Source organism: Kitasatospora sp. NPDC002522, assembly GCF_053595195.1.
The window spans coordinates 12,218-35,471 of sequence record NZ_JBSFXE010000031.1 but is presented as its reverse complement, the minus strand read 5'-3'; the positions used below and the strand labels follow the sequence as shown (position 1 = coordinate 35,471).

Annotated in this window: 16 protein-coding genes, 1 tRNA gene and 1 pseudogene; 6 read left to right on the top strand and 12 right to left on the bottom strand. The window is 71.9% G+C overall.

All coding sequences use genetic code 11. From position 1 onward, the window contains the following. The first annotated feature begins 1 nt into the window (after position 1). From ACWD4U_RS24560 to ACWD4U_RS24550, 3 genes are read left to right on the top strand one after another with little or no spacing between them, the layout of a single operon-like run. The gene (locus tag ACWD4U_RS24560) at positions 2 to 1,957 is read left to right on the top strand and encodes a branched-chain amino acid ABC transporter permease (protein ID WP_363453007.1); all 1,956 of its coding nucleotides are present in this window, start codon (positions 2 to 4) and stop codon (positions 1,955 to 1,957) included. A 7-nt stretch (positions 1,958 to 1,964) separates the two neighbouring features. Then, positions 1,965 to 2,801, top strand: a complete 837-nt coding sequence (locus ACWD4U_RS24555) for an ABC transporter ATP-binding protein (RefSeq protein WP_363453009.1) — start codon at positions 1,965 to 1,967, stop codon at positions 2,799 to 2,801. Continuing rightward, positions 2,798 to 3,514, top strand: a complete 717-nt coding sequence (locus tag ACWD4U_RS24550) for an ABC transporter ATP-binding protein (RefSeq protein ID WP_363453011.1) — start codon at positions 2,798 to 2,800, stop codon at positions 3,512 to 3,514. The genes ACWD4U_RS24555 and ACWD4U_RS24550 overlap by 4 nt, the downstream gene beginning before the upstream one ends. A gap of 71 nt (positions 3,515 to 3,585) precedes the next feature. On the opposite strand, the gene ACWD4U_RS24545 is transcribed toward ACWD4U_RS24550, so the two are convergent. Beyond that, a complete protein-coding gene (locus tag ACWD4U_RS24545; protein ID WP_449787297.1) occupies positions 3,586 to 4,269 on the bottom strand; it encodes an ANTAR domain-containing response regulator in 684 nt (227 codons plus the stop codon). A 67-nt stretch (positions 4,270 to 4,336) separates the two neighbouring features. Between ACWD4U_RS24545 and ACWD4U_RS24540 the strand changes: the two genes are divergently transcribed. Beyond that, positions 4,337 to 4,410, top strand: a tRNA-Leu gene (locus ACWD4U_RS24540). A gap of 23 nt (positions 4,411 to 4,433) precedes the next feature. Here ACWD4U_RS24540 and ACWD4U_RS24535 read toward each other — a convergent pair. From ACWD4U_RS24535 to ACWD4U_RS24520, 4 genes are all read right to left on the bottom strand, one after another. Beyond that, positions 4,434 to 5,315 (bottom strand): hypothetical protein, encoded by an 882-nt coding sequence (locus ACWD4U_RS24535; protein WP_363453015.1) that lies wholly within the window; start codon positions 5,313 to 5,315, stop codon positions 4,434 to 4,436. A gap of 17 nt (positions 5,316 to 5,332) precedes the next feature. Next, positions 5,333 to 6,316: a hypothetical protein gene (locus ACWD4U_RS24530; protein ID WP_363453017.1), complete on the bottom strand. Its 984-nt coding sequence runs from the start codon at positions 6,314 to 6,316 to the stop codon at positions 5,333 to 5,335. 75 nt (positions 6,317 to 6,391) lie between these two features. Continuing rightward, positions 6,392 to 7,384: a hypothetical protein gene (locus tag ACWD4U_RS24525; protein ID WP_363453019.1), complete on the bottom strand. Its 993-nt coding sequence runs from the start codon at positions 7,382 to 7,384 to the stop codon at positions 6,392 to 6,394. A gap of 187 nt (positions 7,385 to 7,571) precedes the next feature. Continuing rightward, on the bottom strand, positions 7,572 to 8,915 hold the full coding sequence (locus tag ACWD4U_RS24520; protein WP_363453021.1) for a helix-turn-helix transcriptional regulator: 1,344 nt from the start codon (positions 8,913 to 8,915) through the stop codon (positions 7,572 to 7,574). A 149-nt stretch (positions 8,916 to 9,064) separates the two neighbouring features. On the opposite strand from ACWD4U_RS24520, the gene ACWD4U_RS24515 reads away from it, so the two are divergent. Next, positions 9,065 to 9,994 (top strand): NADP-dependent oxidoreductase, encoded by a 930-nt coding sequence (locus tag ACWD4U_RS24515; RefSeq protein ID WP_363453023.1) that lies wholly within the window; start codon positions 9,065 to 9,067, stop codon positions 9,992 to 9,994. Positions 9,995 to 10,066: 72 nt separating this feature from the next. On the opposite strand, the gene pyk is transcribed toward ACWD4U_RS24515, so the two are convergent. After that, positions 10,067 to 11,491, bottom strand: coding sequence for a pyruvate kinase (gene pyk, locus ACWD4U_RS24510; protein WP_363453025.1), 1,425 nt, complete (start codon positions 11,489 to 11,491; stop codon positions 10,067 to 10,069). A gap of 324 nt (positions 11,492 to 11,815) precedes the next feature. Between pyk and ACWD4U_RS24505 the strand changes: the two genes are divergently transcribed. Continuing rightward, positions 11,816 to 13,651 (top strand): bifunctional metallophosphatase/5'-nucleotidase, encoded by a 1,836-nt coding sequence (locus ACWD4U_RS24505; protein ID WP_363453027.1) that lies wholly within the window; start codon positions 11,816 to 11,818, stop codon positions 13,649 to 13,651. Positions 13,652 to 13,756: 105 nt separating this feature from the next. Here the strand turns inward: ACWD4U_RS24505 and ACWD4U_RS24500 are convergent, their stop codons facing one another. The 6 genes and pseudogenes from ACWD4U_RS24500 to gltB form a co-directional block, all read right to left on the bottom strand. Further along, positions 13,757 to 13,933 (bottom strand): helix-turn-helix domain-containing protein, encoded by a 177-nt coding sequence (locus ACWD4U_RS24500; RefSeq protein WP_449787302.1) that lies wholly within the window; start codon positions 13,931 to 13,933, stop codon positions 13,757 to 13,759. Between the two features lie 69 nt (positions 13,934 to 14,002). After that, positions 14,003 to 14,341 (bottom strand): annotated as a pseudogene (locus tag ACWD4U_RS24495) (FAD binding domain-containing protein); the annotation flags it as partial. An 85-nt stretch (positions 14,342 to 14,426) separates the two neighbouring features. Then, positions 14,427 to 15,884, bottom strand: coding sequence for an aldehyde dehydrogenase family protein (locus ACWD4U_RS24490; protein WP_363453029.1), 1,458 nt, complete (start codon positions 15,882 to 15,884; stop codon positions 14,427 to 14,429). 73 nt (positions 15,885 to 15,957) lie between these two features. Beyond that, a complete protein-coding gene (locus tag ACWD4U_RS24485; RefSeq protein WP_363453031.1) occupies positions 15,958 to 16,827 on the bottom strand; it encodes a helix-turn-helix domain-containing protein in 870 nt (289 codons plus the stop codon). A 333-nt stretch (positions 16,828 to 17,160) separates the two neighbouring features. Next, positions 17,161 to 18,621 (bottom strand): glutamate synthase subunit beta, encoded by a 1,461-nt coding sequence (locus ACWD4U_RS24480; protein WP_363453033.1) that lies wholly within the window; start codon positions 18,619 to 18,621, stop codon positions 17,161 to 17,163. After that, the gene (gltB, locus tag ACWD4U_RS24475; RefSeq protein WP_363453135.1) at positions 18,614 to 23,194 is read right to left on the bottom strand and encodes a glutamate synthase large subunit; all 4,581 of its coding nucleotides are present in this window, start codon (positions 23,192 to 23,194) and stop codon (positions 18,614 to 18,616) included. The genes ACWD4U_RS24480 and gltB overlap by 8 nt, the downstream gene beginning before the upstream one ends. Positions 23,195 to 23,254 lie beyond the last annotated feature (60 nt).

The following is a 23,254-nucleotide window of genomic DNA, read 5'->3' as shown; positions in this document are numbered from 1 at the left end:
GATGACCAACTCCGCAGCTTCGCACGAGACTTCTCCCGTCCTCCCGATTCCGGTCGGCGCCGCGCGCGCCGCGACGGTGGCCGGCGGCGCCCTCGCGGCGGCCTCCGCGCTGATGTCCTGGACCTGGACCGACGCCTTCCCCGGCGACCTCACCTACTACGGCTCCCCGGCCGGCCTGCAGTGGCTGGCCCTGGTCGGCGGCCTGCTCACCGTCCTGCTGGCGCTGGCCGCCGCGCAGGTGCCCGGCCTGCGCTGGCTGAGCCCCTCCGGCGGCAACAACGGCGTGCTGTTCGCCGCCCTCGGCACCCTCGCGGTCGGCGGCTACTCGGCCGGCGCGATCGCCGTCCAGCTCGGCGGCCTGGCCAACCTGGAGCCCGGCGGCTGGGTCGTCCTGCTCGGCTCCCTGCTCGCCGTGGCCGGCGCGCTCGGCCTGCCGCTGGACCGCCGCACCACCGTCAAGCTGCGCATCCTGCAGTGGTGGTGGTTCGCCGTCGCCGCCGCGGCCGTCCTGTTCCGGATCGGCCTCGCACAGGGCTGGGCGCTGGACGTGGTCCCCACCGGCATCCGGCCGATCTTCAGCGAGAACGCCTGGTTCTTCGTCGCCCTGCCCGTTGGCATCGTGGTGATCCAGATCGGGCTGCTGACGGACTGGTTGCTGCGCCTCGGCCGGATCGAGCGCCCGCTGCCCGCCGCGAAGCAGCTCAGCTCCTGGGTCGAGATCCTGATCGTCACCGCGGTCTTCGCGGTCGGCCTGGCCGCCGCCGACTTCGGCATCTCCACCGAGTACGGCGAGCTGTTCATCGGCTTCCTGCTGCTGACCGCCTTCGCCACGGCCGCGCTGAACGCCTCCGGCGCCGTGGCCCGGCTGCGCGAGCTGACCACCCGTCACCGGGCGGTGACCACCGGCGCGGCCTTCGCCGCGGCCGCCGCGTTCCCGTTCACCCAGAGCGGCGACACGTACGTGCTGATCGGGGTCAACATCCTGATCTTCGCGACCGTGGCGCTCGGCCTGAACGTGGTGGTCGGCCTGGCCGGCCTGCTGGACCTCGGCTACGTGGCCTTCCTCGGCGTCGGCGCGTACGCCGCGGCCCTGGTCTCCGGCTCGCAGTTCTCGGTCTTCCGCGGCGTGCACCTGCCGTTCCCGGTCGCGGTGCTGATCGGCGCGGCCGCCGCGCTGGTCTTCGGCGTGGTGATCGGCGCACCCACCCTGCGGCTGCGCGGCGACTACCTGGCGATCGTCACCCTCGGCTTCGGTGAGATCTTCCGGATCGCCATGAACAACCTGGACGGCAACTCCGGCCCGAGCCTGACCAACGGCCCGAACGGCATCGCCGCCATCCCGGACGTCAACCTGCTCGGCTTCGACTTCGGCCAGCCGCACGACATCCTCGGCCTGCACCTGGGCAAGTTCGGCAACTACCTGCTGCTGATGCTGGTGGCCACCGCGATCGTGGTGACCGTCTTCAGCCGCGTCGCCGACTCCCGGATCGGCCGGGCCTGGGTCGCCATCCGCGAGGACGAGACCGCCGCCGAGGCGATGGGCGTCAACGGCTTCCGGGTCAAGCTGATCGCCTTCGCGCTCGGCGCCACCCTGGCCGGCCTGGCCGGCGCCGTGCAGGCCCACGTGGCCAGCGCGGTCTCCCCCGACCAGTACCAGTTCGCCGGGGCCGTCCCGCCGAACTCCGCCTTCCTGCTCGCCGCGGTGATCCTCGGCGGCATGGGCACCATCAGCGGACCGCTGGTCGGCGCGGCGATGCTCTTCCTGATCCCGGCCAAGCTGCAGTTCCTGCAGTCGTACCAGCTGCTCGCCTTCGGCATCGCGCTGATCCTGCTGATGCGCTTCCGCCCGGAGGGCCTGATCGCCAACCGCCGCCAGCAGTTGGAGTACCACGAGGCGCAGGTGCCCGAGCAGGGCGGCGCGCCGACCGACGAAGCACTGACCAAGGCAGGGGCGTGAGCACCTCATGACCACCGACACCGCCCCCGCCCCGGCGTCCGCGCCGCTCGCCGAACCCGTGCTGGAAGCCTCCGGCGTGGTGATGCGCTTCGGCGGCCTGACCGCCGTCAACCAGGTCGACCTGACGGTCCGCCAGGGTGAGATCGTCGGTCTGATCGGCCCGAACGGCGCCGGCAAGACCACCTTCTTCAACTGCCTGACCGGCCTGTACGTGCCGACCGAGGGCACCGTGACGTACCGCGGCCAGGTGCTGCCGCCCAAGCCGCACCTGGTCACCCAGGCCGGCATCGCCCGGACCTTCCAGAACATCCGGCTGTTCTCCAACATGACGGTGCTGGAGAACGTGCTGGTCGGCCGGCACACCCGGACCAAGGAGGGCCTGTTCTCGGCCATCCTGCGCGGTCCCGGCTACAAGCGGGCCGAGCAGCAGAGCCGGGCCCGGGCGATGGAGCTGCTGGAGTTCTGCGGCCTGGCGGGCAAGGCCGAGCACCTGGCCCGCAACCTGCCCTACGGCGAGCAGCGCAAGCTGGAGATCGCCCGGGCGCTGGCCAGCGAGCCCGGCCTGCTGCTGCTCGACGAACCGACCGCGGGCATGAACCCGCAGGAGACCCGGGCCGCGGAGGAACTCGTCTTCGCCATCCGGGACCTGGGCATCGCGATCCTGGTGATCGAGCACGACATGAAGTTCATCTTCAACCTGTGCGACCGCACCGCGGTGCTGGTGCAGGGTCAGAAGATCGTCGAGGGCGACCGGGAGACGGTCCAGAACGACGAGCGGGTGATCACCGCCTACCTCGGTGCTCCGCTCGAGGGAACCACCGCCGCTACGGAGGCCGACCAGTGACCGCTCTGCTCGAGGTCGAGGACCTCCGCGTCGCCTACGGCAAGATCGAGGCCGTCAAGGGGATCAGCTTCACCGTCAACCAGGGCGAGGTCACCACCCTGATCGGCACCAACGGCGCCGGCAAGACCACCACCCTGCGGACCCTGTCCGGTCTGCTCCGGCCGACCTCGGGCAAGATCCTGTTCGAGGGGGCGGCGATCGACACGGTGCCCGCGCACCGGATCGTCGCGCTGGGCATGGCCCACTCCCCCGAAGGCCGGCACATCTTCCCGCGGATGACGATCGAGGAGAACCTGCTGCTCGGCGCCTTCCTGCGGAAGGACTCGGCCGGGATCACCGAGGACGTGGAGCGCGCCTACACGCTCTTCCCGATCCTCGGCGAGCGTCGCAAGCAGGCGGCCGGCACCCTCTCCGGCGGCGAGCAGCAGATGCTGGCGATGGGCCGGGCGCTGATGTCCCGTCCGAAGCTGCTGATGCTGGACGAGCCGTCGATGGGCCTCTCCCCGCTGATGATGCAGAAGATCATGGCGACCATCGTGGAGCTGAAGGCGTCCGGCATGACCATCCTGCTGGTCGAGCAGAACGCGCAGGCCGCGCTCTCGCTCTCGGACCGGGCGTACGTGATGACCACCGGGCACATCACGCTCTCCGGCACCGGCGCGGAGCTGCTGCGCGACGAGTCGGTGCGCCGCAGCTACCTCGGCGAGGACTGACCCCCCGTCAACGGGCGAGCGCCCCACCCGGGTTTCCGGGTGGGGCGCTCGCCGCGTCTGCGGGCCTTCGCTCAGCCCTCGGCCGCGTCGGACTTCTTGCGGTCCTGGGCGGCACCCTCCTCGATCACGGCCTCGGCGACCGCGGCCATGGTCATCCGGCGGTCCATCGAGGTCTTCTGGATCCAGCGGAACGCGGCGGGCTCGTTCAGACCGAACTTGGTCTGCAGCACGCTCTTCGCCCGGTCGACCAGCTTGCGGGTCTCCAGCCGCTGCGAGAGGTCCGCGATCTCCTGCTCCAGGGTGCGCATCTCGGTGTAGCGGGAGACCGCCATCTCGATGGCCGGGACCAGGTCGCTCTTGCTGAACGGCTTGACGATGTAGGCCATCGCCCCGGCGTCGCGGGCCCGGTCGACCAGTTCGCGCTGCGAGAAGGCGGTGAGCATCAGCACCGGCGCCAGGTGCGCCTCGTGGATCCGCTCGGCCGCGGAGAGGCCGTCCAGGACCGGCATCTTGACGTCCAGGATGGCGAGGTCGGGCTTGAGCTCCTCGACCAGCCGGACCGCGGTCTCACCGTCGCCGGCCTCACCGACCACGGTGTAGCCCTCCTCCTCCAACATCTCCTTGAGGTCGAGGCGGATCAGTGCCTCGTCCTCGGCGATGACGATTCGGGTGATCTGGGGCGAGTCGGTGTCAAGCGGCTGGGCCTGCTCGTCGGCGGTGCTCACGGGGCTCCTCGGTCCGGCGGGGTGCTGCATGCACGAGCCTACCCAGACACGGTATGTTTGGTTCACCACGGTGGGGGTTTGACCTTCGATCCGCTGGGCCCCGATAGCCCAATCGGCAGAGGCAACGGTCTCAAACACCGTACGGTGTGGGTTCGAATCCCACTCGGGGCACTTACCTTGCTTTCCAAGGTCGCTCACTCCAGCGTGATGGCGGCGGGCGCGGCCCCCGCGTCGGTCGCCGTCAGCGTGTAGCGTCCCGCGGTCGGTCCGTCGAAGTCGAACCAGGCCGCCAGGTTGCCGGAGCCGGGGATGCCCTCCCCCGTGGCCATCAGGTTCAGCGGCCCGGTCGGTGCGAGGGTGCGACCGTCCGGCAGGGTGAGCCGCAGGGCCAGGCCGTCGCCGGTGGTGCCGAACGGGACGTCGAACTGGACCGTGACGGTGTGTCGGCCTGCGTCCAACGCGCTGACCGGCCGCCCGGGGAGGTTCCCGCCGCCGACGTTCAGCGTGCAGTCGCCGCGGAGTTCGGCCGCGTGCAGCGCGAGCCGGTACCGCCCGGTGGCGAGGATGTCGGCGGAGGCGTGCAGCGGTACGGGGGCCAGCGGTTCGGCTCCGGGCGCGCCGGGTACCAGCGGCAGGACCGCCCGCACCTTGCCCGGCGCGGTGATCACCAGCGAGAGGTCCTCCAGGTGCAGTTGCTGCCCGGCGCCGCCGAGGTCACGGGCCTCGAGCAGGCCGCCCTCGCTCACCGTCGCCGTGTTCTCCCCCCACGGGGCGGGGCCGGTCAGCTCGGCCAGCGGTTGCCCGTGCGTTTCCAGGAAGTAGTGCGGCCGGACGGAGGCGAGGGTCGCCGGCCCGGCGAGGGTGGCCGCGACGAGCACACCGACCGCCGGCCGTCCGTCCGGCTGCCGGGTCTCGTACGCGCTCTGCAGGTCGATGACGTCGCCGCCCCAGTAGGCCGTGGCACCGACCTGGAGCGTCCTGGTCGGCGCGGGCGCCGTCCCGCCGTCCGGGCCGCAGGCGGACAGCAGGGCGGCCGCGAGGAGCATCGCGGCCGGACCCGTGGCGTTCCTCCTCATGGTTCCGCTCACCTCCGTCACACCGGTGCCTGGGTCGGGGAGCCCCCGTCGGTGGGGGCCTCGTGCAGGGTCAGGGTGGCCGGAGGGGCGCCGCGGTCCGCGGCCTCGAGGGTGTAGACGCCGGTGGTGCCGCCGTAGAAGTCGAACCAGGCGGACAGGTTCACCGCGTCGTGGCGGCCCTGGTAGTCGAGCACGACCGGCGGGGTGCTCGGGGCGATCCGGCGGCCGTCGGGCAGGGTGAGGTGCAGGTCGAGGCCGTCGGGGGTGGTGCCGGGCGGGGCGTCGAACCAGACCACGACGGAGTGCTGACCGGGCTTCAGCGCGTCCAGTGCCCGGCTGCCGTGGTCGATGCCGTCGGGGCTGCTGCCACCCAGCTGGTGCACCGCGTCCGGGCTGCCGGTGCAGTCCTGGCGCAGCTGGGCGGCCGCCTGGGCCAGCCGGTAGCGGCCGGTCTCCAGCGTGGCGGCGGAGGGCTTCAGCGCGATGGGCTCCAGCAGCTCGGTGACGCCCGGCTGCGGCGCGCCGAGCGGGATCACGGCACGGACCAGGCCGGGCGCGGTGAGCACCAGCGTGAGGCCGTCCGCATCGAGCGGCTTCCCGTCCAGGCCGACGTCCTTGGCCTTGAAGGTGGTGGTCGTGGTCATGCCCCCGGAGCCGGACATCATCGGTTTGCCGAGGTCGGCCACGGCGAGGCCGTCGGCCTCCAGGCTGAGGTGCGGCTGGTCCCCGATCACGCTGAACGGGAAGCCGGTGGTGGCCTGCACGACCAGGGTGACCTGGTTGCGGCCGTCGGGCTGGGCGGTGACGGTCAGGTCGGTGACCCGGTAGGCCTCGCCGGCGAACCACGCCGTCCTGTTGACCGTCACCTTCTGGGTCAGGAACGGCAGCTGACGAGTACTCGGGACCTTGGAGTCGGCGCGGTCGGCGGACGGCGCGGCGCAGCCGGCCGCGAGCAGGGCGGCGGCGAGTATCGCGGCGGTGGCGGTGAACTGTCGGTGCATGGTGGTTCCCCCCGTTACTGCGTGTGCCCGGGCGCGGTGGACGCGCCCGGGCGAGGTACTGACGATGGTTCGGGATCAGGCGAGCGGGCCGCTGTCGGCGACCGCGGCGGCGGTGAGCTTGACCGGGGCGGCGGCGCCCGGGGCGTCGGTGACGGAGAGCGTGTAGTCGCCGTCGGTGGCGCCGTTGAAGACGAACCAGGCGGCCATGTCCTGGCGGGTGGGGCGGTCGGGGTAGATCGCCTCGATGGGGGCGACGGTGGGGCCGACCTCCTGGCCGTTGGGGAGCTTGAGGCGCAGGAAGGAGCCGTCGACGGCCATGCCGGCCGGGCCGACGTTGCCCTTCATGTCGAAGACCACCAGGACGGCGCGCTGGCCGGGCTTGAGGGTGGTGACGCCGTTGCCGTCGCCGAAGTCGGCGCGCAGCTGGGCGTACTTGAGGTCGAGGGTGAGCCGGCCGGAGGTGATGGAGTTCCCGGCGAGCTTGAGGTCGACCGGCTTGAGGGTGACCGCCGTCCGGCCGCCCTTGCCGAGCGGGGCGACCGCCTGGGCGACGCCCGGGTCGCCGAGGACGAAGGAGGCGCCGTCGAAGCTGAACGGGTGCTTGGGGTCGACGTTGCCCTTGAAGGTGACCGGTAGCGGGTTGGTGGCGCCGGGGACCGGCGGGGCGGCGGTGCCCAGGTCGCCGGTGACCGGGCTGCCGGACAGGTCGAGGGCGAGGCTCGGCCAGTAGTGGATGGCGGTGGTCTTGAAGGTGTTGGTGACGTTGGTGTTCAGCGTCACGGTGTAGTCGCCGTTCGGGCCGGCGGCGTAACTGGCGTCCTTGACCTCGAACTTGAGGCCGCCCCACCAGACGGTCTTGCCGACCTGCACGGAGGTCGGCGCGGTGGGGGCGACCGCCGGGGCGCTGGCGGTGGGGGCGGTGCCCTTGGCGGCGGCGGTGGACGCGGCCGGCGCCGGGGTGTCCGACGGGTCGCAGGCGGTGGCGAGCGCGGCGACCAGGACGGCGGCGGCGACGGCGGCGGCCGCCTTGACGGAGCGTCTGGCCGGGCGCGGAGTGCTGCTGTTCATCGCGGGGTTCCCTCCCTCGGCGCCGCTCGGGGTGTGTGGGTTACGACGCCGTCGGCAGGACGGTACCCACCCGCGGACCGGCCGGACCGGTCCGTGACGGATCCGGGACGAGGCCGCGTCCTGGCGGTGAAGTCGCTACAGGGAAAGGGTAGTTGGCGAACCTTCCGGTGTCCCGCCGGTTGCCGGATCAGGAGGCCGCGGAGAGTCCGGCCACGCCGTGCGGCAGTCCGGCGCGGTGGGCCAGCGCGGCCGCCTCGCCGCGGGAGCCGACGCCGAGTTTGGCCAGGATGTTGGCCACGTGGAACTTCACCGTGGACTCGCTGATGTGCAGCGCCGCGGCGATCTCCCGGTTGCGGCGGCCGCGGGCGAGCTGGCCCAGCACCTCCAGCTCGCGCGGCTGGAGGCCGTCCAGCGGGTCGGTGGCGAGGCCGGGGCCGGGCGGGGCCGGCGGCAGGTCGACGGTGACGGTGGTGCCCCAGCCGGGCACCGCCTCGACGGTGTGCCGGCCGCCGAGCGCGGCGATCCGGTCGGCGGTGCGGTGGACGGTGAGCGCGTCGGCGGCGAGCAGGCCGAGACCGTCGGCGCGGACCACGGCGCGCAGCGTCGCGTCCGGGGTGAACTGCCAGCTCACGTGCAGCCGGGTGGGCTTCTCCTGGTCGAGCATCAGCAGGACGGCCGCCCGGACGGCGTCCCGGGCGGTGTGCGCGGTGTCGGCCGCGACGGTCCGGTCGCCCTCCACCGGGGGGACGGCGTCCATCCGGACCCGGGTGTGCCGGAGCAGCGGCCGCAGTTCGCGGGCCAGCCGGGCGAAGGCGGCGTCGGCGGGCTCCTCGCTGAGCGTGCGGTCCAGTTCGGCCCCGCGGCGCAGGTCGAGCAGGGCGGTGACGGCGAGTTCGGTGGCGGCGCGGCGGGCGGCGCCGTCGTCCAGGTCGGCGGAGCGCAGCGGGGCCAGGATCGCGGCGAGGGCGGCGCTGTGCGCTCCGGTGGACTCGGCGATGGCCCGGGCCCGGGCGTTGGCGGTGACCCGGGAGACGGCGGTCTGGGTGGGGGCGGCGTCGGTGGCGCGGTGGTCGGAGTGGGCGACCACCAGGTCCCACAGGCGTTGCAGGACGGCGAGCGCGCCCGCGGCGACCGGCGTGGCGTCGGCCCGGATCAGCACCAGCACGGCGCCCTTGCCGTGGCCGGGGTCGGCGCTGACCACCACCACCGGCCGGGTGTGGCCCGCGAGTTCGGCCTCGCCCTGCCAGGGCCGGCGCTCGCCGCTCCGCTCGGCCGCGCCGGCCGCCAGCTCGCCGAGCTGGGAGAGTTCCACGGCGCCGATGCCCTCGGTGAGCGCGGCCGGGCCGGTGACGTTGGTCGGGGAGAACACGCAGACGCCGCTGAGCTGGGCCGCCGCCTGGTGCGGGACGAGCGTGCCGACCGCCTCCGACACCCGCGGCAGCAGGCCCGGGCGCGGGGTGCGCAGCACCTCGACCGCCCTGGCCAGCGCGTCCTCGGGTCGGCCCCAGTGCTCCTGCCAGCTCTCGTCCATGCCGACCAGCCTAACCCCGCCGCACCGGTCGCCGGCCTGTCCGTTCGGCCAGGTCGAACCGTCCGAAAGGCGGGCCGGGGCGGGGCCGGACAGGTCGCAGGATGGAGCTGTCGCAAGGCCCAACCCTCCTCGATCCCAAGGACGTTCCCATGACCAAGGCCATCGCCTTCCCGCACTACGGCGGCGTCGACGTGCTGCGCCCCGTCGACGTCGAGCTGCCCGCCCCCGGTCCCGGCCAGGTGCGGGTGGCGGTCCGCGCGGCGGGCGTCAACCCGCTCGACCACAAGCTGCGCAGCGGCGCGCTGGACGGCGTCTTCGCGGTCGCGTTCCCGTTCGTGCCGGGCTACGAGGTGGCCGGCACGGTGGAGGCGGTCGGCGCGGGCGTCACCGGCTTCGCGCCCGGTGACGAGGTGTTCGGCGGCACGGTCGGCGGCGGGTACGCCGAGCACGCGCTGGTGGACGCCGCCGCGCTGGTCCGCAAGCCGGCCTCGCTGGGCTGGGCGGAGGCCGCCGCGCTGCCGGTGGCGGCGGAGACCTCCGAGCGGGTCCTGGACGTCCTGGGGGCGCGGCCCGGCGAGACGCTGCTGGTGCACGGCGCGGCCGGCGGGGTCGGCACGCTGCTGCTGCAGTTCGCCCGGGCCCGCGGGATCACCGTGGTGGGCACCGCGAGCGAGGCCAACCACGACTACCTGCGCGAGCTCGGCGCGATCCCGGTGGCGTACGGGGAGGGCCTGGCGGAGCGGGTGCGGGCGGCCGCCCCGGGCGGGGTGGACCGGGCGGTGGACGCCGCCGGGCAGGGCGGGGTGCTGCCGCTGTCGATCGAACTGACCGGCGGCGCGGACCGGGTGGTGACGATCGCGGACGCCGCGGGCGGCCACCAGTACGGCGTCCGGTTCACCGGCGGCGGCGAGGGCGGCGAGTCGTACCACGCGCGGGCCTTCGCGGCCGTGCTGGCGCTGCACGAGGCGGGCACCCTGCGGCTGCCGCTGCACCGGGTGCTGCCGCTGGCGGAGGCCGCCGAGGCGCACCGGATCAGCGAGCACGGGCACCTGCGCGGCAAGATCGTGCTGACGGTCTGACCACCGGCCCGGCTGACGGCCCGTCGGACAGGAGGCCTGCTCGACGGACCGTCAGATGCCTTCCGGCATCGGCTAGTTGACGGTACCCACGTGGTGCACGCGGACCAGGTTGGTGGAGCCGGCCAGGCCGGGCGGGGAGCCCGCGGTGATCACCACGATGTCGCCGGGCCGGCAGCGGCCGAGGCTGAGCAGCGCGGCGTCCACCTGGGCGACCAGCTCGTCGGTGGTGGGCACGAACGGGCCGAGGAAGGTCTCCACGCCCCAGGTCAGCGCCAACTGGCTGCGCACCGCGGGCTCGTAGGTGAAGGCCAGGACCGGGATCGGCGAGCGGTAGCGGGTCAGCCGGCGGGCGGTGTCGCCGCTCTGGGTGAAGGCGACCAGGTACTTGGCGTCCAGGAAGTCGCCGATCTCGGCGGCGGCACGGGCCACCGCGCCGCCCTGGGTGCGCGGCTTGCTGCTCTCGGTCAGCGGCGGCAGGCCGGCGGCCAGGATGTCGGTCTCGGCGGCCTCGACGATCCGGGCCATCGTCCGGACCGTCTCCACCGGGTACTTGCCCACCGAGGTCTCGCCGGAGAGCATCACCGCGTCGGTGCCGTCGAACACCGCGTTGGCGACGTCGGAGGCCTCGGCCCGGGTCGGCCGGGAGGCGTTGATCATCGAGTCCAGCATCTGGGTGGCGACGATCACCGGCTTGGCGTTGCGCTTGGCCAGCTTGACCGCGCGCTTCTGGACGATCGGCACCTCCTCCAGCGGGAGTTCGACGCCCAGGTCGCCGCGGGCGACCATCAGGCCGTCGAAGGCGTCGACGATCTCGGCGAGGTTCTCCACCGCCTGCGGCTTCTCGATCTTGGCGATGACCGGGATCCGGCGGCCCTCCTCGTCCATCACCCGGTGCACCTCCTCGATGTCCCGGGCGCTGCGCACGAACGACAGCGCGATCAGGTCGGCACCGGTCCGTACGGCCCAGCGCAGGTCGTCGACGTCCTTGTCGGACAGCGCGGGCACGGAGACGGCGACTCCGGGCAGGTTGAGGCCCTTGTGGTCGGAGACCAGGCCGCCTTCGATGACGATGCAGTGGACCCGGGGGCCCTCCACGTGGGTGACCTCCAGGCAGACCCGGCCGTCGTCGACCAGGATCCGCTCGCCGCGCGACACGTCGGCGGCCAGGCCCTTGTAGGTGGTTCCGCAGATCTCCCGGTCACCCGGGACGTCCTCCACGGTGATGGTGAACTCGTCGCCGCGTTCCAGCAGGACCGGTCCGTCGGCGAAGGTGGCCAGCCGGATCTTGGGGCCCTGCAGGTCGGCGAGGATGCCGACACTGCGGCCGGTCTCGTCGGCGGCCTTGCGGACCCGGTGGTAGCGCTCCTCGTGCTCGTGCTGGGAGCCGTGGCTGAGATTGAGTCGGGCGATGTCCATGCCGGCGTCGACCAGGGCCTTGATCTGGTCGTACGAATCCGCGGCAGGCCCGAGAGTACAGACGATTTTTGCTCGGCGCATGGCTCAGAAGCCTAGGCATTACCGGGGCGTAGCCAGAACGCTCCAGGCTGCTCTGCCATGGCAGTTGGCGAAAGATTCGATGAACGGCCCGATACCGCGGGGGTTGACGGAAGCGTGTACGAGCGGATCGGGCCGAGCGGTGCCCCGTCACGGACGGGTCGCCCAGTGCTCATCTGATGGAAACGTCGGGGGGCTGGTCTGCGGCGGAATTAACCGGCAGACTTCTACGCGCGTTTCTCTACGCGCGTCACCGTGCTGCCGTAACGTCATCGCCCGTGCCACCGGCCGCAGCTGACGGCCCGCCTGTTCGATCTGGAGTCCTCGATGTCCCTGAACCGCCGTGACTTCGTCACCCGCTCCGCCGCCACCGCGGCCGGGGCCGCCCTCGTCGGCGGCATCACCACCGCGACCGCGACGCCCGCCTCCGCGGCGGAGGCCGACCAGGACGAGGCCCGCGGCCGGGGCCCGGTCCCGTTCAAGGCGAGCTTCACCGTGATGGGCACCACCGACCTGCACGGCCGGGTGCTCAACTGGGACTACTTCACCGACGCCGAGTACGACGACAAGGCGCACAACGACGTCGGCCTGGCCAAGATCTCCACCCTGGTGGACCAGGTCCGCGCCGAGAAGGGCCACTGCCACACCCTGCTGATCGACGCCGGCGACATCATCCAGGGCACCCAGCTCACCTACTACTACGCCCGGGTCGAGCCGATCACCGGCAAGCGCCCGCCGCGCCACCCGATGGCCGAGGCGATGAACGCCATCGGCTACGACGCCGCCGCGCTCGGCAACCACGAGTTCAACTACGGCATCTCCACCGTCCGCGCCTTCGAGGAGCAGTTGGAGTTCCCGCTGCTGGGCGCCAACGCGCTGTTCGCCAAGAACGAGAAGCCGGCCTTCCCGCCGTACGTCATCAAGGAGATGCACCTCGGCCACGGCCGGCCGCTGCGGGTGGGCATCCTGGGCCTGACCAACCCCGGCATCGCGATCTGGGACAAGGCCAACGTGCAGGGCCAGATGATCTTCCCCGGCATCGTCGAGATGGCCGCCAAGTACGTGCCGCGGATGAAGGCGGCCGGCGCCGACGTGGTGGTGGTCTCCGCCCACTCCGGCATCGACGAGCCCTCCTCCTACGGCGACCAGCTGCCCTGGCCCGAGGACGCCTCCGGCGAGATGGCCGTCACCGTCCCCGGCATCGACGCGGTGCTGGTCGGCCACACCCACAAGGAGGTGGCGCAGCGGCTGATCACCAACCAGAAGACCGGGAAGACCGTCGTCCTCTCCGAGCCGCTGTGCTGGGCCCAGCGCCTGTCCTGCTTCGACTTCGAGGTGGAGTTCGCTCGCGGCCAGTGGACCGTCTCCTCGGTCACCTCGCGGGTGCTGAACAGCAACACCGTCGCCGACGACCCGAAGATCGTGAAGCTGATCGACGCCCAGCACAAGAAGGTCGTCGCCTACGTCAACCAGGTCATCGGCACCTGCAAGGAGACGCTCTCGATCGCGGAGTCCCGTTTCAAGGACACCCCGATCATCGACCTGATCGGCCGCATCCAGGCCGACGCCGTCCGCACCGCGCTGGCCGGCGGCCAGTACGCCAAGCTGCCGGTGGTCGCCCAGGCCGCGCCGTTCAACCGCACCGCGGTGATCCCGGCCGGCGAGGTCAAGCTGCGCGACGCGGCCGGCCTGTACATCTACGAGAACACCCTGGAGGCCCGTCTCCTGACGGGTGCCCAGCTGAAGGACTACCTGGAGTTCTCCGCCAAGTACTACGCCCAGCTGGCCCCCGGTGACCCGATCAACCTGGACACCCTGACCAACCAGGCGAACAACACCCCCGACTACAACTACGACTCGATCTACGGCCTGACCTACGACATCGACATCTCGCAGCCGGTCGGCAGCCGGATCGTCGGCCTGTCGTACCAGGGCGCCCCGGTCGACCCGGCCGCGCAGTTCGTCCTCGCGGTCAACAACTACCGTGCCAACGGCGGCGGCAACTTCCCGCACGTCGCCAAGGCGCAGCAGATCTGGGCCAACTCGGACGAGATCCGCAACACGATGATCGCCTGGGTGAAGGCCAAGGGCGTCATCGACCCGACCGAGTTCTACGGCAACGGCGGCTGGCGCCTGGTCCGCCAGGGCGTTCCGCTGTTCTGACCTCCGGCGCGGCCGGCGCCTTGAGCCGATGCCGCGGGTGAACGCGTTCCCGCAGGGGCCGTTCCGGGTGCGACCGCCGCGCCCGGGACGGCCCCTGACGCGTGGTCAGGCGCCGACGCAGCACAGGGCGGCGGACAGGTCGAGCCGGGCGTCCAGCCGGAGCAGGTCGCGGCCGGTGAGCTCCTCGATCCGGCGGATCCGGTAGTGCACGGTGTTCACGTGGACGTGCAGCGCCTCGGCGGTGCGGGTCCAGGAGGCGTCGTGGCGCAGGAACGCCGCCAGGGTCGCCAGCAGGGCCTCGTGCCCGGCGAGCGGCCCGAGCAGCCGCTCCCGGTAGGCCGCCCGTACCTCGGCGGGCAGCCCGTTGCACAGGTTGCCGCCGACCGTGGCCGCGTTCCAGATCTTCCAGGACGCCAGGAAGGCCCGGCAGCACTGCTCCACCAGGCCCGCCGCCGCACTCGGCGACTGCCGTGCGTGGCGGGAGAGTTCGGCGATGGTGCAGGTCGCGGCGAGCTCCAGCCCGCCGTCCGGGGTCGGGGTCAGCGGGGGCCAGCCGAACCGCTGGAGGTCGATCAACCGCCGCGCCGCGGGCTGGGGTTCGGAGAACAGGTGAGTCAAGCAATCCCCCGGCCCCGCCCGGCAGTGGTGCGCCCTACCAGAACGCCCCTCCGGCGCTGGACGATCGACCAGCGGAAGCCGCTGCGACCGGTCCGCCGGAGGGGCGTCGGTGTACTGCCGGGGGTGCGTCGGAAGGGGTGCGTCAGAACGGGCTGCGTCAGAACGGGAACTGGGACCGCTCGTGCTGGATGGATATCCACTTCAGCGTGGTGAAGGCGTCGACGGTGGCCTCGCCGCCCAGCCGGCCGATGCCGGAGTTCTTCTCGCCGCCGAACGGGACCAGCGGTTCGTCCGCGATGGTGCCGTCGTTGACGTGGACCATGCCGGTGTCGATCCGCTGGGCGAACCGGACGCCGCGCTCGACGTCCGCGGTGTGCACGGCGCCGGAGAGGCCGAAGGGCGTGTCGTTGGCGATCCGCACGGCCTCCTCCTCGCCGTCGAACGGGATCAGCAGCGCCACCGGGCCGAACACCTCGCGGCGCAGGATCGGCGCGTCCTCGGGGATGTCGGTGAGCACGGTGGGGTGCACCAGGGTGCCCACGGTGCTGCCGTGCAGCAGCGGGCGGGCGCCGGCCGCGATGGCCCTGGCGACCTCGGCGGTGACCGACTCGGCCTGGGCGGTGTTGATCAGCGGGCCGAGCTGGGTCTCCGGCTCGCCGGGGTCGCCGGCCCGCAGCGAGGACACCTTGGCGGTGAACTTCTCGCTGAACTCGGCGAACAGGCTGCGGTCCACCAGGATCCGGTTGGCGGCCATGCAGATCTGGCCCTGGTGCAGGAACCGGCTGGCCACCGCCGCGTCCACCGCGTAGTCCACATCCGCGTCGTCCAGCACCACCAGGGCGCTGTTGCCGCCCAACTCCAGGACGGTGCGCTTGAAGTGGCTCGCGGCGACGGTCGCCACGTGCCGGCCGACGGCGTCCGAGCCGGTGAAGGAGATCACCTTGGGCACGGGGTGCTCGAGGAAGGCGTCACCGATCTCGGCGATGTCGGTGAGCACCACGTTCAGCAGGCCGGCCGGCAGCCCGGCCTCCTCGAAGATCTTCGCCAGCAGGGTGCCGCCGCTGACCGGGGCGTCCTGGTGCGGCTTCAGCACCACGCCGTTGCCGAGCGCGAGCGCCGGGGCGACCGCCTTCAGCGAGAGGAACACCGGAGCGTTGAACGGGCTGATCACGCCGACCACGCCGACCGGCAGCCGGTACAGGCGGTTCTCCTTGCCGGGCACCGGCGAGGGCAGGATCTTCCCCTCGGCGCGCATCGCCAGCGCCATCGACTCGCGCAGCATGTCCCGGCAGAGCCCGAGTTCGAACGCCGACTTGAGCAGCGTCCCGCCCAGCTCGACGGTCATCACCTGGAGGATCTCCGCCTCGCGCTGCTCGATCACCCGCAGCGCCCGCTCGAACACCAGCCGCCGCTCGTACGGGCTCTGCCGCGCCCACACCTTCTGCGCGCGCTCGGCGGCCCGGTACGCCTGGTCGACCTCGTCCGCCGTGGCCACCGTGAACGAGGCGAGCTTCTCACCGGTGTACGGGTCGAGGTCGACGATGTCCCAGGAGCCGGTGCCCGGCCGCCACTGGCCGTCGATGTACTGCTGGGCGAGTTCCGTGATCAAGGACATCCGATGATCCCTTCGGGACTGTCACCTCAAGAGGCACTGTCGCCTTCTGACGGATCATCATCTTAATTGCGTACTAGTCCTCTTGGAGGATCTCCGCCAGAAGCGCCCGGGTCTCTTCCTCGGACAGCGCCGCCGCCGACACCTTCTCCAGCGCGGCGTTGTACTCGGCCACCTCGACCGCCTTGTCGAGGTACATCGCCGTGGTGAACTGCTCCACGTACACCACGTCGGAGAGGTCCGGCTCGGGGAAGGCCAGCACCGTGAACGCCCCGCTGTCCGCGGCCAGCGCGCCCATCCCGAGCGGCAGCACCCGCAGGCTGATGGTCTCGCGCAGCGACAGCTCGGCCAGCCGGGCCAGCTGACCGCGCATCACCTCGGGCCCGCCGCGCGGCCGCCGCAGCGCCGTCTCGTCGACGATCAGCTCCAGCCGGGCGGTCGTCCCCTCGGCCAGGAACCGCACCTGGCGGCGCAGCCGCACCGCGGCCCGCCGCTCGATCTCCTCCTCGGGCACGCCCGGGCTGCCGGCCCGCATCACCGCGTGCACGTACTCGGGGGTCTGCAGCAGCCCGGGCACGAACTGCACCTCGTAGCTGCGCACCAGGTTCGCCGCGTCCTCCAGGTTGAGGTACGTCTGGAACCACTGCGGGATCACGTCGCCGTAGCCGTGCCACCAGGCCGGGGCGTTGGTCTCGCCGACCAGGCCGAGCAGGGCGGCGCGGGACTCCTCGTCCTGCACGCCGTACAGGGTCAGCAGGTCCGCGACGTCGCGCTGCTTGAAGCCGACCCGGCCGAGCTCCATCCGGCTGATCTTGGACTCCGAGGCGCGGATCGAGTACCCCGCGTCCTCCCGGGTCACGCCACGGGCCTCGCGCAGCCGCCTCAACTGGGCACCCAGTTGGATACGGCGCGCGGTCGCTCCGCTGCCCGTCGGCAGGCCCGTCATGCAAACCTCCGCCCAAGAACGACAGTTGGACCCCGTGGGATGCAGTCTGCCACTGCGTGGCGACACTCCGCGAGATCCTGAGCGCTTTTGGCCAAGCCGTTGTAATGCGACGCGTGTCGACTGTTCGCACCGAATCGGCCGGTGGCCGGAAAAGGACCCGGCGCGGGAATGGCACCGCGCCGGAAAAGACTTCGGCGCCTGCCCTTACCTGGTCGGGGAGTGGGCAGGCGCCGTCATGACCGGGCCCGGCGGCTCTGGCGGGTCGGTGTTTGTCGGCCGGGCCCCCGCGAACTTGCGGTCGCGGGGGACAGGCGTTCGTGGGCCGGCGGTCGGTCAGACCACCAGCGGCCGGTCGGTCGGCTTGATCGGGGCGGGGAGAGGGGTCTTCCCGCCCAGGTACTTGTCGACCGCCGCGGCGGCGGAGCGGCCTTCGGCGATCGCCCAGACGATCAGCGACTGACCGCGGCCGGCGTCACCGCAAACGTACACCCCATCGACGTTGGTGCCGAACTTGCCGTCCCGCGCGATGTTGCCGCGGGCGTCCAGCTCGACGCCCAGCTGCTCGACCAGGCCGTTGCGAACGTCGGTTCCGGTGAAGCCCATCGCCAGGGTGACCAGCTGGGCCGGGATGGCCCGCTCGCTGCCCGGCACCGGCTCGAACTTGCCGTTCTTGAACTCGACCTCGACCAGGTGCAGTTCCTGGACGTTGCCGTCCTCGTCGCCGGCGAAGTGGGTGGTGGAGACGGAGTAGATCCGCTCACCGCCCTCCTCGTGCGCCGAGGTCACCTTGTACGTCATCGGCATGGTCGGCCAGGGCTGGCCGGCCGGCCGGGCCTCCGACGGCTGCGGCATGATCTCCAGCTGGGTCACCGACGCGGCGCCCTGGCGGTGCGCGGTGCCGACGCAGTCCGCGCCGGTGTCGCCGCCGCCGATCACCACGACGTGCTTGCCCTTGGCCGAGATCGGGGAGTCGACGTAGTCGCCCTCCTGGACCTTGTTGGCCAGCGGCAGGTACTCCATCGCCTGGTGGACACCGTTCAACTCCCGCCCGGGGACGGGCAGGTCGCGCGCGGTGGTGGCGCCGGCCGCGACCACCACGGCGTCGAAGCGCGAGCGCAGGTCCTGGCCGGTGATGTCCTCGCCCACGTGCACGCCGGTGCGGAACCGGGTGCCCTCCGCGCGCATCTGCTCGATGCGGCGGTTGATGTGGCGCTTCTCCATCTTGAACTCGGGGATGCCGTACCGCAGCAGGCCGCCGATCCGGTCCGCGCGCTCGTACACCACCACGGTGTGCCCGGCCCGGGTGAGCTGCTGGGCGACGGCCAGGCCGGCCGGGCCGGAGCCGACCACGGCGACGGTCTTGCCGGACAGCCGCTCCGGGACCTGCGGGGTGACCCCGCCGCGGTCCCAGGCCTTGTCGATGATGGTGACCTCGACGTTCTTGATGGTCACCGCGTCCTGGTTGATCCCCAGCACGCAGGCCGACTCGCAGGGAGCCGGGCACAGGCGGCCGGTGAACTCCGGGAAGTTGTTGGTCGCGTGCAGCCGCTCGATCGCGCCGGACCAGTCGTCCCGGTAGGCGAGGTCGTTCCACTCGGGGATCAGGTTCCCGAGCGGGCAGCCGTTGTGGCAGAACGGGATGCCGCAGTCCATGCAGCGGCCGGCCTGCTTGGTGATGATCGGAAGGAGGCTGCGCTCGACGTAGACCTCGTTCCAGTCACGGAGCCGGACGTCCACCGGACGGCGCTCCGCCAGCTGCTTGGGCGTGGTCAGGAAGCCCTTGGGGTCAGCCATTTGCCGCCTCCATCATCTTGCGAGTGGTCTCCACCTCGGAGAGGCCATCGCGCTCAGCGGCGTCCTTGGCGGCGAGCACAGCCTTGTAGTCGGTGGGCATGATCTTGGAGAAGCGGGAGACCCCGCTGCCCCAGTCGGCCAGGAGCTCGGCGGCGACGGTGGAGCCGGTCTCCTCGTAGTGCTGCTGGACGGTCTCGCGCAGCCACTCGCGGTCGGCGGCGCTGGGGGCCTCGATGCCCACCATGCCGCTGTTCACGTTGGCCGGGCGCAGGTCGAGCACGTAGGCGATGCCGCCGGACATGCCCGCCGCCAGGTTGCGGCCGGTCTCGCCGAGGATCAGCACCCGACCGCCGGTCATGTACTCCAGGCCGTGGTCGCCCACGCCCTCCACCACCAGGGTGGCACCGGAGTTGCGGACCGCAAAACGCTCGCCGGCCTTGCCGCGCAGGTGGATGCGGCCGGAGGTGGCGCCGTAGCCGATGGTGTTGCCGGCGATCACGTGGTTCTGCGCGTCGGCGCCGATCGCGGCCGCGTCCCGGGCCGGGCGGACCACGAGCACGCCGCCGGACAGGCCCTTGCCGACGTAGTCGTTGGCGTCGCCCTCCAGGCGGAGCGTCACACCGTTCGGCACGAACGCGCCGAAGGACTGGCCGGCCGAGCCGGTGAAGGTGACGTCGATGGTGCCCTCGGGCAGGCCCTCACCGCGGTACCGCTTGGTCACCTGGTGGCCGAGCATGGTGCCGACCGTGCGGTTGACGTTGCGGATCGGCAGCTGGATGCGCACGGCCTCGCCGCGCACCAGGGCGTCCTCGGCCAGCTCGATCAGCTGGTTGTCGAGGGCCTTGTCCAGCGCGTGGTCCTGCTCGGTGGTGCGGTACAGGGCCGCGCCCTCGGGCAGCTCGGGGACGTGGAACAGCGGGGCCAGGTCGAGACCGGCGGCCTTCCAGTGGTCGATCGCGGCCTCGGCGTCGATGTGCTCGGCGTGGCCGACGGCCTCCTCGATGGAGCGGAAGCCCAGCTCGGCGAGGATCTCGCGGACCTCCTCGGCGATGAACTCGAAGAAGTTGACCACGAACTCGGCCTTGCCGGAGAACCGCTCGCGCAGCACCGGGTTCTGCGTGGCGACGCCGACCGGGCAGGTGTCCAGGTGGCAGACCCGCATCATGATGCAGCCGGAGACCACCAGCGGGGCGGTCGCGAAGCCGAACTCCTCGGCGCCCAGCAGCGCGGCGATCACCACGTCGCGGCCGGTCTTCAGCTGGCCGTCCGTCTGGACCACGATCCGGTCCCGCAGGCCGTTCAGCAGCAGGGTCTGCTGGGTCTCGGCCAGGCCGAGCTCCCAGGGGCCGCCCGCGTGCTTCAGCGAGGTGAGCGGGGAGGCGCCGGTGCCGCCGTCGTGGCCCGAGATCAGGACCACGTCGGCGTGCGCCTTGGAGACGCCCGCGGCGACCGTGCCGACACCGACCTCGGAGACCAGCTTCACGTGGATGCGGGCGTCCGGGTTGGCGTTCTTGAGGTCGTGGATCAGCTGAGCCAGGTCCTCGATGGAGTAGATGTCGTGGTGCGGCGGCGGGGAGATCAGGCCCACGCCCGGGGTCGAGTGCCGGGTCTTCGCGACCCACGGGTAGACCTTGTGGCCGGGCAGCTGGCCGCCCTCGCCGGGCTTGGCGCCCTGGGCCATCTTGATCTGGATGTCGTCCGCGTTGACCAGGTACTCGGAGGTGACGCCGAACCGGCCGGAGGCGACCTGCTTGATCGCCGAGCGGCGCTCCGGGTCGTACAGGCGCTCCGGGTCCTCGCCGCCCTCACCGGTGTTGGACTTGCCGCCGAGGCGGTTCATCGCGATCGCGAGGGTCTCGTGCGCCTCCATCGAGATGGAGCCGTAGGACATCGCGCCGGTGGAGAACCGCTTGACGATCTCGGAGACCGGCTCGACCTCGTCGATGGAGATCGGGGTCCGGCCGAGGCCGTCCAGCTTGAACAGGCCGCGCAGCGTCATCAGGCGCTCGGACTGGGCGTTCACCCGGTCCGTGTACTGCTTGAAGACGTCGTAGCGCTTGGTGCGGGTCGAGTGCTGGAGGCGGAAGACCGTCTCCGGGTCGAACAGGTGCGGCTCGCCCTCGCGGCGCCACTGGTACTCGCCGCCGATGTCCAGCGCGCGGTGCGCGGCGGCGATGCCGGAGGCCGGGTAGGCCTTGGCGTGGCGGGCGGCGGTCTCCTTGGCGATCTGCTCCAGGCCGATGCCGCCGAGCTTGGTGGTGGTGCCCGCGAAGTAGGCGTCCACCAGCTCCTGGGCGAGGCCGATGGCCTCGAAGACCTGCGCGCCGCGGTAGGAGGCGACGGTGGAGATGCCCATCTTGGACATCACCTTCAGGACGCCCTTGCCGAGCGCCTTGATCAGGTTCTTGATCGCCTTCTCGGGCTCGATGTTCGAGACGAACACGCCCTGGGCGACCAGGTCCTCGACCGACTCCATGGCCAGGTACGGGTTGACCGCGCCGGCGCCGTAGCCGATCAGCAGCGCGACGTGGTGCACCTCGCGGACGTCGCCGGCCTCGACCAGCAGCGACACCTGGGTGCGCTGCTTGGTACGGATCAGGTGGTGGTGGATCGCCGAGGTGAGCAGCAGCGACGGGATCGGGGCGTGCTCGGCGTCCGAGTGGCGGTCGGAGAGCACGATGATCCGGGCGCCGTCGGCGATCGCCGCGTCGGCCTCGGCGGCGATCTCGGCGAGCCGGGCCGCCAGGCCCTGGCCGCCGGTCGCGACCTTGTACAGGCCGGACAGCGTGACGGCCTTCAGGCCGGGCTGGTCGCCGTCCGCGTTGACGTGGATCAGCTTCGCCAGCTCGTCGTTGTCGATCACCGGGAAGGTGATGCCGACCGAGCGGCAGTGCGCCGGGGAGGCGTCCAGCAGGTTGCCCTCGGGGCCGAGGTTGCTGTGCAGGGAGGTGACCAGCTCCTCCCGGATGGCGTCCAGCGGCGGGTTGGTGACCTGCGCGAACAGCTGGGTGAAGTAGTCGAACAGCAGGCGCGGCTTCTCGCTGAGCGCGGCGATCGGCGAGTCGGTGCCCATCGAGCCGAGAGCCTCGCCGCCGGTCTTGGCCATCGGCGCGAGGATGACCCGCAGCTCCTCCTCGGTGTAGCCGAAGGTCTGCTGACGGCGCGTCACCGAGGCGTGGGTGTGCGCGATGTGCTCGCGCTCGGGGAGCTTGGCGAGCTGGATCTGCCCGGCGGCGACCCACTCCTCGTACGGGTGCTCGGCGGCGAGGGCGGACTTGATCTCCTCGTCCTCGACGATCCGGTGCTCGGCGGTGTCCACCAGGAACATCCGGCCGGGCTGCAGGCGGCCCTTCTTGACGACCTTCTGCTGGTCGATGTCGAGCACGCCGGCCTCGGAGGAGAGGACGACCAGGCCGTCCTCGGTGACCCAGTACCGGGACGGGCGCAGGCCGTTGCGGTCGAGGACCGCGCCGATCTGGGTGCCGTCGGTGAAGGTGATGCTGGCCGGGCCGTCCCAGGGCTCCATCAGGTTGGAGTGGTACTGGTAGAAGGCGCGGCGGGCCGGCTCCATGGTGGCGTGGTTCTCCCACGCCTCCGGGATCATCATCAGCACCGAGTGCGGCAGCGAGCGGCCGCCCAGGTGGAGCAGCTCCAGCACCTCGTCGAAGGAGGCGGAGTCGGAGTGGTCCGGGGTGCAGATCGGGAAGATCCGGTTCAGGTCGCCGGGGATCAGGTCGGTGGCGAGCTGGGACTCCCGGGCGGTCATCCAGTTGCGGTTGCCCTTGACCGTGTTGATCTCGCCGTTGTGCGCGACGAAGCGGTACGGGTGGGCCAGCGGCCAGCTCGGGAAGGTGTTGGTGGAGAAGCGCGAGTGCACCAGGCCGATCGCGGAGGCGTACAGCCGGTCCGACAGGTCGGGGAAGAAGGGCTCCAGCTGGCCGGTGGTCAGCATGCCCTTGTAGACCAGGGTGCGGGCGGACAGCGAGGGGAAGTACACCCCGGCCTCCCGCTCGGCGCGCTTGCGCAGCACGAACGCGACCCGGTCCAGCTCGATGCCGGTGCGCTCGCCGTGGCCCACGAAGACCTGGCGGAAGCGCGGCATGACGGAGCGGGCGGTGGCGCCCAGCAGGTCGGGGGTGACCGGGACGTCGCGCCAGCCGAGGACGGTCAGGCCCTCCTGCGCGGCGATCGCCTCGATCTGCGCGACGGCGGCGGCGTCGGCCGCGTCCTCGTCGGGCAGGAAGGCGATGCCGACGGCGTAGGAGCCGGCCGCGGGGAGCTCGAAGTCGACCTTGCTGCGCAGGAAGGCGTCCGGGACCTGGGTCAGGATGCCCGCACCGTCACCGGAGTCCGGCTCGGCGCCGGTGGCGCCGCGGTGCTCCAGGTTGCGCAGCACGGTCAGCGCCTGCTCGACGATCTTGTGGTCGGCGATGCCGGTCAGCGTGGCCACGAACCCGACGCCACAGGCGTCGTGCTCGTTGCGCGGGTCGTACAGACCCTGGGCCAGAGGGCGCGCATCCGGAACGAGGGCGTAGGGGCCTGCGGCCTTCACGTTCCCGTGGCCGGAGTGCATGGATGCAGACAGCATCGGCTCTCCCGTCGTCGTCATTGGCTGGTGCGTGATGCAGCGGGG

Excerpts from the sequence above, each read along its gene's own strand:
- gltB (WP_363453135.1), bottom strand. The coding sequence starts at position 23,194 with ATGCACTCCGGCCACGGGAACGTGAAGGCCGCAGGCCCCTACGCCCTC.
- ACWD4U_RS24545 (WP_449787297.1), bottom strand. The coding sequence starts at position 4,269 with ATGCAGCACCCCGCCGGACCGAGGAGCCCCGTGAGCACCGCCGACGAG.
- ACWD4U_RS24560 (WP_363453007.1), top strand. The coding sequence starts at position 2 with ATGACCAACTCCGCAGCTTCGCACGAGACTTCTCCCGTCCTCCCGATT.
- ACWD4U_RS24505 (WP_363453027.1), top strand. The coding sequence starts at position 11,816 with ATGTCCCTGAACCGCCGTGACTTCGTCACCCGCTCCGCCGCCACCGCG.
- ACWD4U_RS24535 (WP_363453015.1), bottom strand. The coding sequence starts at position 5,315 with ATGAGGAGGAACGCCACGGGTCCGGCCGCGATGCTCCTCGCGGCCGCC.
- ACWD4U_RS24480 (WP_363453033.1), bottom strand. The coding sequence starts at position 18,621 with ATGGCTGACCCCAAGGGCTTCCTGACCACGCCCAAGCAGCTGGCGGAG.
- ACWD4U_RS24520 (WP_363453021.1), bottom strand. The coding sequence starts at position 8,915 with ATGGACGAGAGCTGGCAGGAGCACTGGGGCCGACCCGAGGACGCGCTG.
- pyk (WP_363453025.1), bottom strand. The coding sequence starts at position 11,491 with ATGCGCCGAGCAAAAATCGTCTGTACTCTCGGGCCTGCCGCGGATTCG.
- ACWD4U_RS24530 (WP_363453017.1), bottom strand. The coding sequence starts at position 6,316 with ATGCACCGACAGTTCACCGCCACCGCCGCGATACTCGCCGCCGCCCTG.
- ACWD4U_RS24485 (WP_363453031.1), bottom strand. The coding sequence starts at position 16,827 with ATGACGGGCCTGCCGACGGGCAGCGGAGCGACCGCGCGCCGTATCCAA.
- ACWD4U_RS24555 (WP_363453009.1), top strand. The coding sequence starts at position 1,965 with ATGACCACCGACACCGCCCCCGCCCCGGCGTCCGCGCCGCTCGCCGAA.
- ACWD4U_RS24515 (WP_363453023.1), top strand. The coding sequence starts at position 9,065 with ATGACCAAGGCCATCGCCTTCCCGCACTACGGCGGCGTCGACGTGCTG.
- ACWD4U_RS24490 (WP_363453029.1), bottom strand. The coding sequence starts at position 15,884 with ATGTCCTTGATCACGGAACTCGCCCAGCAGTACATCGACGGCCAGTGG.
- ACWD4U_RS24525 (WP_363453019.1), bottom strand. The coding sequence starts at position 7,384 with ATGAACAGCAGCACTCCGCGCCCGGCCAGACGCTCCGTCAAGGCGGCC.